The organism is Rathayibacter sp. Leaf299, assembly GCF_001423055.1.
In the GTDB taxonomy this organism is placed as follows: domain Bacteria; phylum Actinomycetota; class Actinomycetes; order Actinomycetales; family Microbacteriaceae; genus Rathayibacter; species Rathayibacter caricis.
Genome location: NZ_LMNT01000004.1, coordinates 284373 through 299265, shown reverse-complemented (window position 1 = coordinate 299265; position 14893 = coordinate 284373). Strand labels below are relative to the sequence as shown.

Sequence of the window (14893 nt, the reverse complement as noted above, 5' to 3'; positions counted from 1 at the left end):
GCCTTCTTGCTGATCGACTAGCCCCGAAGGGGCGTATCGAGACCCACGTCTCCCGGAGGGGCTGTCTCTTCCCCGCCCTGCGCTGGTGCCAAAGGGGCCCGTCCGCTCGATGCAGGTCGCATCACCGAGATCATCCAGCGTCGAACTCGCCTACGAGGGTGATCCCGTTCGAGTCGTCGACGGGGACGGTGCGCGTGACGCCCTTGTTCTGCTCCTGCCGTTCGAGGGCGTGCTCGGGGCAGTTCTTGTCGGGTCACCGCACCTCCGTCACGGTCGGAGCGAGAAGAGCTCCTGGGGTGACGTGCCGAGCGCATCGCAGACCAGGGTGAGCGTGGTGAAGCGGATCGCCTTGGCGCGGTTGTTCTTGAGGATCGACAGGTTCGCCATGGTGATCCCGGTCCGCGCCGACAGCTCGGTCAGCGTCACTCCGCGCTCGGCCAGGACGGCGTCGAGATGGCAGACGACGCGGTGGGCGCCTCCGACCTCGTCCCGGGGGTCAGACGACACCATCGACGTCGTCCTCCAGGCGAGCGCCTGCGCGGAAAGCGGCGGTGAGGGCGGCGGCGACGAGCCCGGCGACGATGACGGAGACCGGCCACTGCGGCAGATTCGTGCCGATGCTCTGGTAGTCCCCGCCCAGGAACGCGTCCTGCTGCTCCGGCGTCACCCGTCCGGCTCCGAACAGCAGCCCGATGCGCGTGTTGAGGTAGGTGGTCGCGATCGTGTCGGCGAGCGCCTGGGTGACGCCTCCGGCCAGGAGAGCGATGCTGAGCCGACGCCAACTCGTGAGCACGAACAGGTCGAACGGCCGCGCGAGCGCGATGCCGCGGAGTGCCCGCAGGAGGAAGACCGTCGCAAGCACGATCGTGACCGCGTGCAGCACCGACGGCAGGGCGCAGAGCAGCCGGAGGGAGAGGTCGGCGTCGGCGAGCGTTCCCGACGCGCCGTCGCGCAGATCGGCCTGCAAGAGTTGCGGCAGAGAGCTCAGCGGCAGACGATCGTCGACGCCACCGGTGGCGATCAGCACTCGGCCGGTCGCGATCGTCACTGCCCGGGTCGCCTCGGAGACGACCGTGAATGCGGCAACGATCAGCAGCACGGCCCGTACGACACGCAGAAAGAACGGCCGGTCCCGTACGCGTCCGCTGGCGATCGCCGTCGAGTTCCCCATGGCATCTCCTTATCGATTATCGATGTTATTGAGCAACGATATGCACGGGGTGGCTTCCCTGCAAGGCAGTCGCCGTCCGGCTTGTGCGCATCAGACCTCCCGAACGAGCGGGCCGACTCCTGCTCCTGGGTCCCCGCAGGGGGCTTGCGCTGGTTCGGGGCTGGGAGACTGGCCGCATGATCATCCTCGCGGGCACGCCCATCGGAAACCTCGGCGACGCCTCTCGGCGGCTCGTGGAGGCGCTCTCGACCGCGGAGCACGTCGCCGCCGAGGACACCCGCGTCACGATCCAGCTGCTGCGGGCGCTCGGCATCGAGAACAGGCCGACCCTCTACGCGCTGCACGACCACAACGAGCGCCAGCGGGCGGCCGAGCTGGTCGAGCTCGCCCGCGACCAGGACCTGCTCGTGCTCAGCGACGCCGGCATGCCCACCGTGTCCGATCCGGGCTACCACCTGGTCGAGACCGCGGTGGCCGCCGGAGTCGCGGTCACGGCGCTCCCCGGACCCTCGGCCGTGCTCATGGCGCTCGCCGTCTCGGGGCTGCCGACCGACCGGTTCAGCTTCGAGGGCTTCCTGCCGCGCAAGCACGGCGAGCGAATCTCGACCTTCCGGTCCCTCGTCGACGAGCGCCGCACCATGGTGTTCTTCGAGTCGCCGCACCGCATCGGCGACGCCCTCGCCGACCTCGTCGAGGCGATGGGGCCCGAGCGCCGGGTCGTGGTGTGCCGCGAGCTGACGAAGATGTTCGAGGAGGTGCGCCGGGGCACGGCGGCCGAGCTCGCCGAGTGGGCGGCCGGCGGGCTCCGCGGCGAGATCTGCCTGGTCGTGCAGGGCGCTCCGGAGCGGGAGGCGTCGCAGGAGGACGCGCTCGCCGACGTCCTCGCGCGGGTCGCCGCCGGGGCGCGGCTCAAGGAGGCGTCGGCCGAGGTTGCCGAGCGCACCGGCCTCTCGCGACGCGAGCTCTACGAGGCGGCGCTGGCGTCGCGCCGCGGCTGAGCTCGTCGGGTCGTCACACGGCAGAGCCGGGGCGTCGTCACACAGGAGGAGCGGCACCGCGCGGTGAATAGGATGGTCGCCATGTCCGACGGCGCCTCCTTCTATCTCACGACCCCGATCTTCTACGTCAACGACGTCCCCCACATCGGGCACGCGTACACGGAGGTCGCGGCGGATGTGCTGACCCGCTGGCACCGTCAGGCCGGCGATGACACCTGGCTGCTCACCGGCACCGACGAGCACGGCCAGAAGATCCTGCGCACCGCGACGGCGAACGGCACCACTCCCCAGGAGTGGGCGGACCGACTGGTCGAGACCGCATGGCAGCCTCTCCTGAGCACCATCGACATCGCCAACGACGACTTCATCCGCACCACGGACGAGCGGCACGAGGTCAACGTGCAGAAGTTCCTCCAGACGCTCTACGACGGCGGCGCGATCTACACGGGCGAGTACGAGGGCTACTACTGCGTCGGCTGCGAGGAGTACAAGCAGCTCTCGGACCTCGACGAGGGCACCGGCGACTACGAGGGCCAGTACGTCTGCAAGATCCACTCCAAGCCGGTCGAGCTGCTCAGCGAGAAGAACTACTTCTTCAAGATGAGCGAGTACACCGAGCGCCTGCTCGCGCTCTACGAGGAGCGCCCCGACTTCGTGCAGCCGGAGTCGGCCCGCAACGAGGTCGTCAGCTTCGTGCGCCAGGGCCTCGCCGACCTCTCGATCTCGCGCTCGAGCTTCGACTGGGGCGTGAAGGTCCCGTGGGACGACTCGCACGTCGTCTACGTCTGGTTCGACGCCCTGCTCAACTACGTCACCGCCGTCGGCTACGGTCAGGACGACGAGGAGTTCGCCCGCCGCTGGCCGGCGACCCACATCGTCGGCAAGGACATCCTCCGTTTCCACGCGGTGATCTGGCCCGCCATGCTGATGGCCGCAGGGCTCGACGTGCCCAAGCAGGTCTTCGGCCACGGCTGGCTGCTCGTCGGCGGCGAGAAGATGTCGAAGTCGAAGCTCACCGGCATCGCGCCCGAGCAGATCACCGACACCTTCGGGTCCGACGCGTTCCGCTACTACTTCATGCGCGCGATCACGTTCGGCCAGGACGGCTCGTTCTCGTGGGAGGACCTCTCTGCGCGCTACCAGGCCGAGCTCGCCAACGGGTTCGGCAACCTCGCCTCGCGTGTGATCGCCATGCTCAACCGCTACTACGAGGGTGTCGTGCCCGGGCCCGGAGTCGCCACCGAGGCGGAGGAGCGCGTGCAGCGCACCGTCGCCGCAGCGGCGGCCACGGCGGACGCGGCGATCGACGCCCTCGCCATCCACGACGCGATCACCGCGGTGTGGACCATCGTCGACGAGCTGAACGGCTACATCACTGAGCAGGAGCCGTGGGCGCTCGCCAAGAACGACGCCGACCGCGAGCGGCTCGGCACGGTCCTCTACACGGCGACGGAGGGGCTGCGCGCCCTCGCCGTGCTGCTCTCGCCGGTCGTGCCCCGCGCGACCACGAAGCTGTGGACGGCGCTCGGCGTCGAGGAGTCGCTCGGCTCCCTCGCGGCGCAGCCGATCCGCGAGGCCGGCGACTGGGGCCGCCTGCCCGTCGGCACGACGGTCGGCACCCTCGAGGCCCTCTTCCCCCGCATCGAGACCCCGGCGAGCTGACCGCCCGGCCCCTCCCTCTGCTGATCGAGTAGCCCGCGGAGCGGGCATATCGAGATCCCCGATGTCCGGAGCCGGTGGGTCTCGATACGCCCCTGTGGGGCTGCTCGACCAGCAGCGGGAGGAGGGGCGACCGTTGTCCTCCGGAACGCGCCCGGCCGGACATCCGTCACGAACGGCCGTCCGGGAAGCTCAGGGGCGGCGCTCTGCGACGGCTCAGTCGGCGGTTCGCCGACGATGTGCGCTTGCGCGCCGCTGATGCGTCGTGAACGGAGCTCCACGTCGGGCGCTTCTCTGCTGATCGAGTAGCGCGCGGAGCGCGCGTATCGAGATCCACGGGGTCTCGGAGCCGGTCGGTCTCGACACGCCACTGCGGGGCGACTCGACCAGCGGGCAGGGGCGGCGGGTGCTTCGAGGTCCCCCTCACTCCGGACGCGGGCCGTCCGGACCCTCCCGGTAGCCTGGAGCGCATGACCGACAGTCAGCACGTCCGCGCCCGCGAGAACACCTCCGGCCGCGACCTGACGTACCCTCCGCTGCCCGAGGCCCTCGTGGTCCCCGTCTACGACAACCACACGCACCTCGAGATCGCCGACGGCCTCGAGCCGCTCGACTACCGGGAGCAGCTCGACCGCGCCTCCACGGTCGGCGTCCGCGGCGTCGTCCAGGTCGGCACCGATGTGGCGACCAGCCGCTGGTCGGCCGAGATGGCCGCCTCCGAGCCGCGCATGCTCGCCGCCGTCGCGATCCACCCGAACGAGGCCCCCGAGCTCGACGCGCGGGGCGAGCTCGACGACGCCCTCGCCGTGATCGCCGAGCTCGCGACCCAGCCCCGCGTGCGCGCCGTCGGCGAGACGGGTCTCGACTACTTCCGCACGGGCGAGAGCGGCCGCGGGGCTCAGCAGCGCTCGTTCGAGGAGCACATCCGCATCGCGAAGGAGGCGGGCATCGCGCTGCAGATCCACGACCGCGACGCCCACCGCGAGGTGATGGAGACGCTCCGCCGGGTCGGCGCCCCCGAGCGCACCGTCTTCCACTGCTTCTCCGGCGACGCCGAGATGGCCCGGATGTGCGCGGAGGAGGGCTGGTACCTCTCGTTCGCCGGCAACGTGACCTTCAAGAACGCGGAGCCGCTCCGCGAGGCGCTCGCCGTCACTCCGCGGCACCTGATCCTCGTCGAGACGGACGCGCCGTTCCTCACTCCGATGCCGCTGCGCGGGCGCCCCAACGCCCCCTACCTGCTCCCGCACACCCTGCGCGCCATGGCCGCGCACCTCGAGACCGACGTGGGGCACCTCGCCGCGACGATCGCGTCGAACACCGAGCAGGTGTACGGCGAGTGGGGCGGCGAGGTCGGGTCGGAGCCGACGGAGCCGGTGGGGCAGCTCGCATGAGCGGCCGTCACGCGGCCGAGGTGGAGGCGGCGTCCGTCCCGCGCCTGCTCGGCCCCGCCGAGATCCGCGATCTCGCGCAGCTGCTCGACGTCACTCCGACCAAGAAGCTCGGCCAGAACTTCGTGCACGACGCCAACACCGTGCGCCGCATCGTCAAGCTCGCCGGAGTGCGGGCGGGCGAGACGGTCGTCGAGATCGGCCCGGGCCTGGGCTCGTTGACGCTGGGCCTGCTCGAGGCGGGCTCTCAGGTCGTCGCCGTCGAGATCGACGGGCGCCTCGCCGAGCAGCTGCCGCGCACGGTGGAGCTGATGGCCCCGCGCGCCGAGCTGCACATCGTGCACGCCGACGCGATGCGGGTGCTCGAGCTGCCGGGCGAGCCCGTGCGGCTCGTCGCGAACCTCCCGTACAACATCTCCGTGCCGGTGCTGCTGCACTTCCTCGAGCACTTCCCGAGCATCCGCTCGGGCGTCGTGATGGTGCAGTCCGAGGTCGGCCTCCGCCTCGCCGCGGGTCCCGGCTCGAAGGTCTACGGCGGGCCGAGCGTCAAGGCGGCGTGGTTCGGCTCGTTCTCGACCGGCGGCACCGTCTCGCGGCAGATCTTCTGGCCCGTCCCGAACGTCGACAGCGTGCTCGTGTCGTTCCAGCGCGGCGAGGAGCCGGGCGACGAGGCCCTGCGCCGAGCCGTCTTCGCCGTCGTCGACGCGGCGTTCGCCCAGCGGAGGAAGATGCTGCGGCAGTCGCTCGCCACGCTCTTCGGCGACAGTGCTGCGGCGATCACCGCCCTCGAGTCCGCGGGCGTCCCGCAGACCGCGCGGGGCGAGGAGCTGACCGTGGAGTCGTTCGTCGCGCTGGGCCGGACCCTGGACCCGGCACTCGTGCCGACCCGGGGCGGGGTGCTGCCCGACTCGGGGTCGGACGACCCCGACGAGGACGGCTCGGACCGGGACGAGGGCTCCTCCACCACCCTGTAGCTTGGAGGCATGGCTGCTCGCGCGACGTCGACCGTGGTCCACGCGCGGGCTCCCGGCAAGATCAACGTCTTCCTCAAGGTGGGGGCGGTCCGCGACGACGGCTACCACGAGCTCGCCACGGCGTTCCAGTCTCTGTCGCTCTACGAGGACGTGCGCGCCAGCGCGGCTCCGGACTTCTCGGTCGCCTTCTCCGGCTCGATCGACACGTCCGGCCTCGCGGTCGACGGCAGCAACCTCGCCATCAAGGCCGCGAGAGCGCTCGCTCGGGCCACGGGATACCGCCGGGGCGTGCATCTCGAGATCGAGAAGAACGTCCCGATCGCGGGCGGCATGGGCGGCGGATCGGCCGACGCCGCCGCCACGCTCCTCGCCTGCGACGCGCTCTGGGGCACGGCGTGCACCCGTGAGCAGCTGCTGGGCATCGCCGCGAGCCTGGGCGCCGACGTGCCCTTCGCCTTCACCGGCGGCACGGCGATCGGAGTGGGCCGCGGCGACGAGCTGAGCCCGGCCCTGGCCAAGGGCCGGTTCGAGTGGGTCCTCGTGTTCTCGGAGCAGGGGCTGTCGACCCCCGAGGTCTACAGCGAGCTCGACCGGCACCGCGAGCGCCACCTGCACGACTTCCGCCCGATCTCGGCGTCGCCGTCCGTCGACCCGAACGTGCTGCAGGCGCTCCGGGCGGGCGACGCGGCGATGCTCGCCGACGCGATGCACAACGACCTGCAGGCGCCGGCGCTGCACCTGCAGCCAGGGCTCGCGCGCATCCTCGAGCGCGGCGAGCAGAGCGGAGCCCTCGGCGGCCTCGTGTCCGGCTCCGGCCCCACCGTCGCGTTCCTCGCCGCCGACGCGGATGCGGCGCTCGAGCTCCAGCTGGAGCTGACGACGGCGCGCTACAAGGCGGTCCGCGTGACCGGACCGGTCCACGGGGCGCGACTGCTCTCGATCTGACGATCGACGCCCCAGCCCGCACTCCGGGCGGTGGCTTAGAGTGCGGCCATGCCCCCCAGAAGAGCCGCACTGCTCGCGATCCTCACGGGGATCGTCGCCGCCGCCGTCGCCCTCGCGAGCGCCGAGCTCGTGGCCGTGTTCACCGGCGCGGGAGGCGGTCCGCTCGTCGCGGTCGGCGGCTTCGTGATCGACATCGTGCCCGCCGGGGTGAAGGACGCGACCATCGCGCTGTTCGGCACCGGCGACAAGCTCGTCCTCCTCCTCTCGCTGGCCTTCGCCGTCGCGTTGCTCGCGATCGCCGCGGGACTGCTGGAGTTCCGCCGTCCGCCGTTCGGGGCGCTGCTGCTGGTCGTGGTCGCGGGCCTGGGGGCTCTGGCCGCGGTGACGCGGGAGGGGGCGACCGGCCTGGCCGCAGCTCCGAGCATCGTCGGGATGGTGGCGGGCGTCCTCGTCCTCCGCACCGCCGCGGCACGGCTGCGCGGCTGGGAGCAGGAGCCCGCGCGGGGCGGGACCGACCGCCGCTCGTTCCTCCGCCTCGTGGGCGTCGCGGGTGCCGCGGCGGTCGTCGTGGGCGTCGGGGCGCGGATGGCGACCGCCGCGTCGGCCGCCGTCACCGCGGTGCGCGAGGCCGTGGCGCTGCCGCGCGCCGCCTCGCCCGCTCCGGCCGTCCCTCCGACGGCCGCGCTCGACGACGTCGAGGGGATCAGCTCCTTCGTCACCCCCAACGCCGAGTTCTACCGCATCGACACCGCGCTCTCGGTGCCCTCCGTCGACCCGGCCGAGTGGTCGCTCCGGATCCACGGCATGGTCGAAGAGGAGGTCGAGCTGACCTGGGACGAGCTGCTCGCGCTGCCGCTCGAGGAGCACCTCGTCACGCTGTCCTGCGTGTCGAACGAGGTCGGCGGCGACCTGATCGGCACGGCGCTCTGGCTCGGCTACCCGATCCGCGAGCTGCTGGCCAGGGCGCGCCCGACTGCGGGCGCCGACATGGTGCTCTCGCGCAGCATCGACGGCTTCACCGCCTCCAGCCCGCTGGACGTGCTGCAGGACGAGGGCCGCGCGAGCATCCTCGCCGTCGGCATGAACGGCGAGCCGCTGCCGCTCGAGCACGGCTTCCCGGTGCGGATGGTCGTGCCCGGCCTCTACGGCTACGTCTCCGCGACGAAGTGGGTCACCGAGCTGGAGGTCACGACCTTCGCCGACGACCTCGCCTACTGGTCGACGCGCGGCTGGAGCGAGCGCGGGCCGATCAAGGTCGAGTCGCGGATCGACGTGCCGCGGCAGGGCCAGGCGGTCTCGGCGGGCACCGTCGCCGTCGCCGGAGTCGCCTGGGCGCCTCACACGGGCATCTCGAAGGTCGAGGTCCAGGTCGACGGAGGGGAGTGGCGGCAGGCCCGCCTCGCCGAGGCGGTCACGGCCGACACCTGGATCCAGTGGGTGCTCGAGTGGGACGCGACGCCCGGCGACCACGTGCTGAGCGTCCGGGCCACCGACTCCGAGGGGCTCGTGCAGACCGCCGACGAGGCGCGGCCGGCGCCCGACGGCGCGACAGGCCACCACCGCCGCACGATCGCGGTCGCCTGACCGCGGAGCCCCGCGGAAAAAGGGGACGGTCGAACCCGGCAGTGGAGAGCCCCGTAAAATCGATCCCTATGGCACATCTCCTGGGCGCTGAGGCGCTGCGACTCGAGTACCCCACGCGGGTCATCTTCGACGACGTCTCGCTCGGCATCGAGGAGGGCGACCGCATCGGGATCGTCGGCCGCAACGGCGACGGCAAGTCGACCCTCCTGCGCCTGCTCGCGCAGCGCATCGAGCCGGACTCCGGCCGCGTCACCCACCGCCGCGGCGTCACCCTCGGCATGCTCGACCAGGCCGACACGGTGGACGAGGACCTGACGGTCGCGCAGGCGGTCGTCGGCGGTCTCGAGGAGCACGAGTGGGCGGGCGACGCGCGCACGCGCGACGTGATCGCCGGGCTGCTCCGCGATGTGCCGTGGGACGGCGTCGTCGGCTCCCTCTCGGGAGGGCAGCGCCGCCGCGTCGCGCTCGCGAAGCTGCTGGTCGGCGACTGGGACGTCGTGTTCCTGGACGAGCCCACCAACCACCTCGACGTCGAGGGCATCGCCTGGCTCGCCGAGCACCTCAAGCGCCGCTGGGCCACCGCCTCCGGCGGACTCGCCGTCGTGACCCACGACCGCTGGTTCCTCGACGAGATCTGCACCGCCACCTGGGAGGTGCACGACCGCCTCGTCGAGCCCTTCGAGGGCGGCTACGCGGCGTACATCCTGCAGCGCGTCGAGCGCGATCGGATGGCGACCACGATGGAGGCCAAGCGGCAGAACCTGATGAAGAAGGAGCTCGCGTGGCTGCGCCGCGGAGCCCCCGCCCGCACCGCGAAGCCCAAGTTCCGCATCGACGCCGCCAACCAGCTGATCGAGGACGAGCCTCCCGTGCGCGACTCCGTCTCGCTGTCGCAGCTCGCCGTCTCGCGGCTGGGCAAGGACGTCGTCGACCTGCTCGACGTCACGGTGCGCTACGGCGAGCGGACGGTGCTCAACCGCATCGAGTGGCGCATCGCCCCGGGGGAGCGCACCGGGATCCTCGGCGTGAACGGCGCCGGCAAGTCGACCCTCCTGGGCCTGGTCGCCGGCGGCGTGCAGCCCACGAGCGGGAAGGTGAAGCGCGGCACGACGGTGCGCGTCGCGATCCTCGACCAGCAGCTGCGGGAGCTGACCGAGGTGCAGGACCAGCCGGTCCGCGAGATCATCGCGCAGCAGCGCACCAGCTACTCCATCGGCGGCAAGGACATGACGCCCGGGCAGCTGCTCGAGCGGCTCGGCTTCTCGAGCGCTCAGCTGTCGACGCCGGTGAAGGACCTCTCGGGAGGCCAGCGTCGGCGCCTGCAGCTCCTGCTGATCCTGCTGAGCGAGCCGAACGTGCTGATCCTCGATGAGCCGACCAACGACCTCGACACCGACATGCTCGCCGCGATCGAGGACCTGCTCGACTCCTGGCCCGGCACGCTGCTGGTCGTCTCGCACGACCGGTACCTGCTCGAGCGGGTCACCGACCAGCAGTACGCGGTGTTCGAGGGCGCGTTCCGGCACCTGCCCGGAGGCGTGGAGCAGTACCTGGAGCTGCGCAAGGCGCTCGAGAAGGCGGGCCCGGCCGCGCTGTCGGCGACCGCCTCCGCTGCGCCCTCCGGACTCGGCGGCGCCGAACGGCGCACCGCCGAGAAGGAGGTATCGGCGATCGACCGGCGCCTGCACAAGCTGACCCAGCTGACGAAGACCGTCCACGAGAAGATGGCGACGCACGACCAGGACGACTACGACGGCATCCTGGCGCTGAACGCGACGCTCCGCGGCTACGAGGACGAGACCGCCGAGCTCGAGCTGCGCTGGCTGGAGCTCTCGGAGCAGCTGGAGGGCTAGGGCCCTAGCCGAAGTCGAGCGAGAGCTTGCGGAGCAGCTGCGCGAGCCGCTCCTGCTGCGCGTGCGTCAGCGCGCCCAGCAGCTCCTGCTCGGCGTCGACGAGCCGCGTGATGGCGGCGTCGACGCGAGCGAGCCCGGACGGCGTCATCTGCACGAGGACTCCGCGACCGTCGTTGGGGTCGTCGAGGCGCTCGACCAGGTCGCGCTCGACGAGGCGGTCGATGCGGTTGGTCATGGTGCCGCTGGTGACCATGGTCGCCTGCAGCAGCTGCTTGGGGGAGAGGCGGTAGGGGGCGCCCGCGCGGCGCAGCGCCGACAGCACGTCGAACTCCCACGTCTCGAGCTCCGAGCGGCCGAACGCCGTGCCGCGGGCGCGCTCGAGCTGCTTGGCCAGCCGCCGCATGCGGGAGAAGACCTGCAGCGGCGTGAAGTCCAGGTCGGGTCGTTCCCTCACCCAGGCGTCGACGATGCCGTCGACCTCGTCGTTCGCGCTCACCCCTCCATTGTGGCGGGTGCGGGCCGGTGAGGTTCCCTGGAGGAGACGCCAAGGGGCGGACTCCGGGTTCTCTGCGGGTCCCGGCCGGATGGCAGGATGGACGACGCGCGCGAGCGCGGTCCGCCATGGTGTAACGGCAGCACGGCAGCCTTTGGAGCTGTCCGGTCCAGGTTCGAATCCTGGTGGCGGAGCGGGGATGACGAGCGCGCACCGACCCGGGTGCGCCCGCCGAAGAGGAGACGCGATCATAGACAGCACTCTCGCGGTCGTGATCCTGGCCGCAGGCCAGGGCACCCGCATGAAGTCCAGGACGCCCAAGGTGCTGCACCGGCTGGCGGGACGGCCGCTGCTCGGCCACGTCCTCGACACCGCCGCCTCGCTCCAGGCGCAGCACGTCGTCACGGTCGTCCGGCACGAGCGCGAGCGGGTCGCTCAGGCGGTGCTCGAGCACACGCCCGCAGCCCTCGTGGTCGATCAGGACGAGGTGCCGGGCACCGGCCGCGCGGTCGAGCTCGGGCTCGGCGCCCTGCCCGCCGACTTCGACGGGACCGTCGTGGTGCTCAGCGCCGACGTGCCCCTCCTGGACGCCCCGACGCTCCGGCGCCTCGTCGACGCGCACCTCGCCGAGGCGAACGCGCTGACCATGCTCTCCTGCGTCCTCGAGGACCCGACGGGCTTCGGGCGCATCGTGCGCGGCTCCGACGGCGGCTTCGCCTCGATCGTCGAGCAGAAGGACGCCGACGACGACCAGCTCGCCATCGCCGAGATCAACGCGGGCGTCTACGCCTTCGACGCCAGCGCCCTGCGCGCCGTCATCGGCGGCATCGGCACCGACAACGCGCAGAAGGAGATGTACCTCACCGACGCCGCCGCGGCACTCAAGGCCGCCGGCCGCGCGATCGAGGCCGTCCCGGTGCAGGACCGCTGGCTCGTCGCCGGCATCAACGACCGTGTGCAGCTGGCCGACGCGGCGCTCGAGCTCAACGCGCGCATCGTCCGCCGCTGGCAGCTCGAGGGCGTCACGATCCAGGACCCGGCGACGACCTGGATCGACGTCGACGCGGTCCTCGCGCCCGACGTCGAGATCCTCCCCGGCACGCAGATCAAGGGACCGACCGTCATCGCGACGGGCGCGGTCATCGGCCCGGACACCACGCTCGACTCGTGCGAGATCGGCGAGGACGCGGTCGTCAAGCGCTCCGACGCGACGCTCGCCGTGATCGGCGCGGGCGCGCAGGTCGGCCCCTTCTCGTTTCTCCGCCCGGGCACGGTGCTCGGCGCGAAGGGCAAGATCGGCACCTACGTCGAGACCAAGAACGCGACCATCGGCGCGGGATCGAAGGTCCCGCACCTGTCCTACGTGGGCGACGCGACCATCGGCGAGGAGTCGAACATCGGCGCCGGCTCGATCTTCGCCAACTACGACGGAGTGACCAAGGCGTCCTCCGTGGTCGGCTCCCACGTGCGGGCCGGGTCGCACAACGTCTTCGTCGCCCCCGTTAGAATCGGGGACGGAGCGTACACGGGCGCCGGCACGGTCATCCGCAAGGACATCCCCGCCGGAGCCCTCGGCATCACCGTCGCTCCGCAGCGCAACATGGCCGGTTGGGTGCAGACCCACCGTCCCGGAACCGCGGCGGCGACCGCCGCCGAGGCGGCCGGGGTGCCCGAGCCCGAGGGCTCGGACCGGCCGACCGGAGGAAGCGGAGAACAGTGACGGGCATCACCGCCAGCAACAAGAAGAGCCTGGTCCTGGTCTCGGGGAGGGCGCATCCGGCACTGGCGGAGGCCGTCGCCTCCGAGCTCGGGACCGAGCTGGTCACCACCGAGGGGCGCACCTTCGCGAACGGCGAGCTCTACGTGCGCTACGGCGAGTCCGTGCGCGGTGGCGACGTGTTCGTGCTGCAGTCGCACACCTCGCCGATCAACGAGTGGCTCATGGAGCAGCTGATCATGGTCGACGCGCTCAAGCGCGCCTCGGCCAAGCGGATCACCGTCGTCGCCCCGTTCTACCCCTACGCCCGCCAGGACAAGAAGGGCCGCGGCCGAGAGCCGATCTCGGCCCGCCTGGTCGCCGACCTCTTCAAGGCCGCCGGCGCCGACCGCATCATGTCGGTCGACCTGCACGCCGCGCAGATCCAGGGCTTCTTCGACGGACCCGTCGACCACCTCTTCGCGATGCCGGTGCTGCTCGAGCACTTCCGCGAGAAGCTCGACCCCTCGACCCTCACGGTCGTCTCGCCCGACATGGGCCGCGTGCGCGTCGCCGACATCTGGAGCGACAAGCTCGGGGTGCCGCTGGCGATCATCCACAAGCGCCGCGACCCCAAGGTCGCCAACCAGGTCTCGGTCCACGAGATCGTCGGAGAGGTGAAGGGGCGCGTCTGCCTGCTCGTCGACGACCTCATCGACACCGGGCGCACGATCGCGAAGGCCGCCGAGGCGCTGAAGAACGCCGGAGCGATCGGCGTCGTCGTCGCCGCGACCCACGCGGTCTTCTCGGATCCGGCGCGCGAGCTCCTCAGCTCCGAGTTCATCGACTCGGTCGTGGTCACCGACACCCTGCCGCTCCCGGAGGAGAAGAAGTGGGACCGTCTGACGATCCTGCCGATCGCGCCGCTGCTGGCGCGCGCGATCCACGAGGTGTTCGACGACGGCTCCGTCACCTCGATGTTCGACGGCGACGCCTGATCGACCGGGCCTGAGTTCCGCGCGTGCCCGGGCGAGTGAGCGCTGATCGCGCTCGGGCGCGCCCCGCGGAGCCGACCGGGGCGATCACGCTCGCCGGTCTCTTCCTCGTCTACTCGCCCGCCGCGCTCGAGGCCGGCTGGTGGCTGCTGCTCGGGATCGGCGTCGCCGCGGTGCTGACCGCGATCAGTGCGCTCGCCGACTCCGATCGAGAGCAGCACGACGGTCCGACGGCGGAGTGGCTGGCGCTCGCCGGCCGGGCGCTCGGCGCCTCCGCGCTCGCGCTGACCGCCGCGGACTCGGTTCTCGGCGCGTCCGCGCGGCCCGTCGCGGTGCTGATGCTCGTCGCGGTGACGGTCTTCGTCCTGCGGGGCGGAGTCGTGCGTGCGGGTCTCGCGCGCGGACTCGGCGCCCTGGTGCTCCTCCTGCTGGTGGCCGCCGCCGTGATCGTCGCCGTGGCGCCGCCGGTGCTCCCCGAGTCGGACGTGCGTCCGGGGGGAGTGGAGGGCACCGCGTCCGCCGCGGCGCTCGCGCTGCTGCTGTTCGCTCCGCCGGCATCGGGGACCCTCGTGCGGCTCCGGTCCGCGCTCGTCTCGACGGGCGTCGTCGCCCTCGTCGCCGGTGCGCTCGGGGCGGGACTGCTGCTGCTGGTCGGACCGGCCGTGCTCGCCGGCACCGCCACTCCGCTCCGAGCCGCCGCACTCGGCACCGCTGCCGAGGTGCCCGTCGCGGTCGCCGCCGTGCTCGCGGGGCTGCTCGCCCTCGTCGTGCTGCAGCGCCGCGACGCGGGCGGTCTCGTCCGCCTGGCCGACGCCGACGAGATCCCGGCCGTGCTCGCGCAGCCTTCGCGGCGGACCGGGGTCCCGGTCGTCGCTCAGCTCGTCGTCTGCCTCGTCTCGGTGGTCGCGGTCGTCGTGCTCGACGCGGATGCGCTGCTCGCCTTCGCGGTCGCCGCCCAGCTGGTCGCGCTGATCGTCCGCCGCGTGGAGTGGGGAGCGGCGGCGTTGCGCCTGCCGGCGCTCGTCTCGGCGGTCGGTGCGCTGGTCCTGCTGCTCGCCCTGCCCGCGGCGACCGCGGCCGCGGTGGCGGTGCTGCTCGGGCTCCTGCTGATCGTGCGGGCGTTCCGGCGCTGAG

13 protein-coding genes and 1 tRNA gene are annotated in these 14893 nt (G+C 72.1%); 11 read left to right on the top strand and 3 right to left on the bottom strand.

Translation table 11 applies throughout. The features are described from left to right. Positions 1-267: 267 nt before the first annotated feature. Together ASF48_RS15845 and ASF48_RS15840 are read right to left on the bottom strand one after the other, a co-directional pair. Complete coding sequence (locus ASF48_RS15845) at positions 268-510, bottom strand: helix-turn-helix domain-containing protein (RefSeq protein WP_055793785.1); 243 nt, start codon at positions 508-510, stop codon at positions 268-270. Then, complete coding sequence (locus ASF48_RS15840; protein ID WP_055793784.1) at positions 497-1171, bottom strand: hypothetical protein; 675 nt, start codon at positions 1169-1171, stop codon at positions 497-499. Before ASF48_RS15840 ends, ASF48_RS15845 begins: the two co-directional genes overlap by 14 nt. A gap of 176 nt (positions 1172-1347) precedes the next feature. On the opposite strand from ASF48_RS15840, the gene rsmI reads away from it, so the two are divergent. The 7 genes from rsmI to ASF48_RS15805 all read left to right on the top strand — a co-directional run bounded on the left by rsmI (position 1348) and on the right by ASF48_RS15805 (position 10575). Continuing rightward, positions 1348-2169 carry a 16S rRNA (cytidine(1402)-2'-O)-methyltransferase gene (gene rsmI, locus ASF48_RS15835; protein ID WP_055793782.1) on the top strand — a complete coding sequence of 274 codons (822 nt, stop codon included), beginning with the start codon at positions 1348-1350 and terminating at the stop codon, positions 2167-2169. Positions 2170-2250: 81 nt separating this feature from the next. Next, entirely contained in the window at positions 2251-3831 is a 1581-nt protein-coding gene (metG, locus tag ASF48_RS15830) for a methionine--tRNA ligase (RefSeq protein ID WP_055793957.1), read from the top strand. 467 nt (positions 3832-4298) lie between these two features. Next, a complete protein-coding gene (locus tag ASF48_RS15825; protein WP_055793780.1) occupies positions 4299-5222 on the top strand; it encodes a TatD family hydrolase in 924 nt (307 codons plus the stop codon). Next, the gene (gene rsmA, locus ASF48_RS15820; RefSeq protein ID WP_082481595.1) at positions 5219-6193 is read left to right on the top strand and encodes a 16S rRNA (adenine(1518)-N(6)/adenine(1519)-N(6))-dimethyltransferase RsmA; all 975 of its coding nucleotides are present in this window, start codon (positions 5219-5221) and stop codon (positions 6191-6193) included. Before ASF48_RS15825 ends, rsmA begins: the two co-directional genes overlap by 4 nt. A gap of 9 nt (positions 6194-6202) precedes the next feature. Next, entirely contained in the window at positions 6203-7138 is a 936-nt protein-coding gene (locus tag ASF48_RS15815) for a 4-(cytidine 5'-diphospho)-2-C-methyl-D-erythritol kinase (protein ID WP_055793778.1), read from the top strand. A 48-nt stretch (positions 7139-7186) separates the two neighbouring features. After that, positions 7187-8722, top strand: coding sequence for a molybdopterin-dependent oxidoreductase (locus ASF48_RS15810; RefSeq protein ID WP_055793776.1), 1536 nt, complete (start codon positions 7187-7189; stop codon positions 8720-8722). 68 nt (positions 8723-8790) lie between these two features. After that, entirely contained in the window at positions 8791-10575 is a 1785-nt protein-coding gene (locus ASF48_RS15805) for an ABC-F family ATP-binding cassette domain-containing protein (protein WP_055793774.1), read from the top strand. 4 nt (positions 10576-10579) lie between these two features. Here ASF48_RS15805 and ASF48_RS15800 read toward each other — a convergent pair whose 3' ends face one another. Next, positions 10580-11071, bottom strand: a complete 492-nt coding sequence (locus ASF48_RS15800) for a MarR family winged helix-turn-helix transcriptional regulator (RefSeq protein ID WP_055793772.1) — start codon at positions 11069-11071, stop codon at positions 10580-10582. A 119-nt stretch (positions 11072-11190) separates the two neighbouring features. Here ASF48_RS15800 and ASF48_RS15795 point away from each other — a divergent pair. The 4 genes from ASF48_RS15795 to ASF48_RS15780 all read left to right on the top strand — a co-directional run bounded on the left by ASF48_RS15795 (position 11191) and on the right by ASF48_RS15780 (position 14892). Continuing rightward, positions 11191-11262 (top strand) — tRNA-Gln (locus ASF48_RS15795). Between the two features lie 5 nt (positions 11263-11267). Then, the gene (gene glmU / locus ASF48_RS15790) at positions 11268-12788 is read left to right on the top strand and encodes a bifunctional UDP-N-acetylglucosamine diphosphorylase/glucosamine-1-phosphate N-acetyltransferase GlmU (RefSeq protein WP_082481593.1); all 1521 of its coding nucleotides are present in this window, start codon (positions 11268-11270) and stop codon (positions 12786-12788) included. Continuing rightward, on the top strand, positions 12785-13762 hold the full coding sequence (locus ASF48_RS15785; RefSeq protein ID WP_055793762.1) for a ribose-phosphate diphosphokinase: 978 nt from the start codon (positions 12785-12787) through the stop codon (positions 13760-13762). Before glmU ends, ASF48_RS15785 begins: the two co-directional genes overlap by 4 nt. Before the next feature lie 35 nt (positions 13763-13797). Further along, positions 13798-14892 (top strand): hypothetical protein, encoded by a 1095-nt coding sequence (locus ASF48_RS15780; protein ID WP_055793754.1) that lies wholly within the window; start codon positions 13798-13800, stop codon positions 14890-14892. Position 14893: the final 1 nt, after the last annotated feature.

Excerpts from the sequence above, each read along its gene's own strand:
- ASF48_RS15840 (WP_055793784.1), bottom strand. The coding sequence starts at position 1,171 with ATGGGGAACTCGACGGCGATCGCCAGCGGACGCGTACGGGACCGGCCG.
- metG (WP_055793957.1), top strand. The coding sequence starts at position 2,251 with ATGTCCGACGGCGCCTCCTTCTATCTCACGACCCCGATCTTCTACGTC.
- ASF48_RS15825 (WP_055793780.1), top strand. The coding sequence starts at position 4,299 with ATGACCGACAGTCAGCACGTCCGCGCCCGCGAGAACACCTCCGGCCGC.
- ASF48_RS15810 (WP_055793776.1), top strand. The coding sequence starts at position 7,187 with ATGCCCCCCAGAAGAGCCGCACTGCTCGCGATCCTCACGGGGATCGTC.
- glmU (WP_082481593.1), top strand. The coding sequence starts at position 11,268 with ATGACGAGCGCGCACCGACCCGGGTGCGCCCGCCGAAGAGGAGACGCG.
- ASF48_RS15845 (WP_055793785.1), bottom strand. The coding sequence starts at position 510 with ATGGTGTCGTCTGACCCCCGGGACGAGGTCGGAGGCGCCCACCGCGTC.
- rsmI (WP_055793782.1), top strand. The coding sequence starts at position 1,348 with ATGATCATCCTCGCGGGCACGCCCATCGGAAACCTCGGCGACGCCTCT.
- ASF48_RS15815 (WP_055793778.1), top strand. The coding sequence starts at position 6,203 with ATGGCTGCTCGCGCGACGTCGACCGTGGTCCACGCGCGGGCTCCCGGC.
- ASF48_RS15805 (WP_055793774.1), top strand. The coding sequence starts at position 8,791 with ATGGCACATCTCCTGGGCGCTGAGGCGCTGCGACTCGAGTACCCCACG.
- rsmA (WP_082481595.1), top strand. The coding sequence starts at position 5,219 with ATGAGCGGCCGTCACGCGGCCGAGGTGGAGGCGGCGTCCGTCCCGCGC.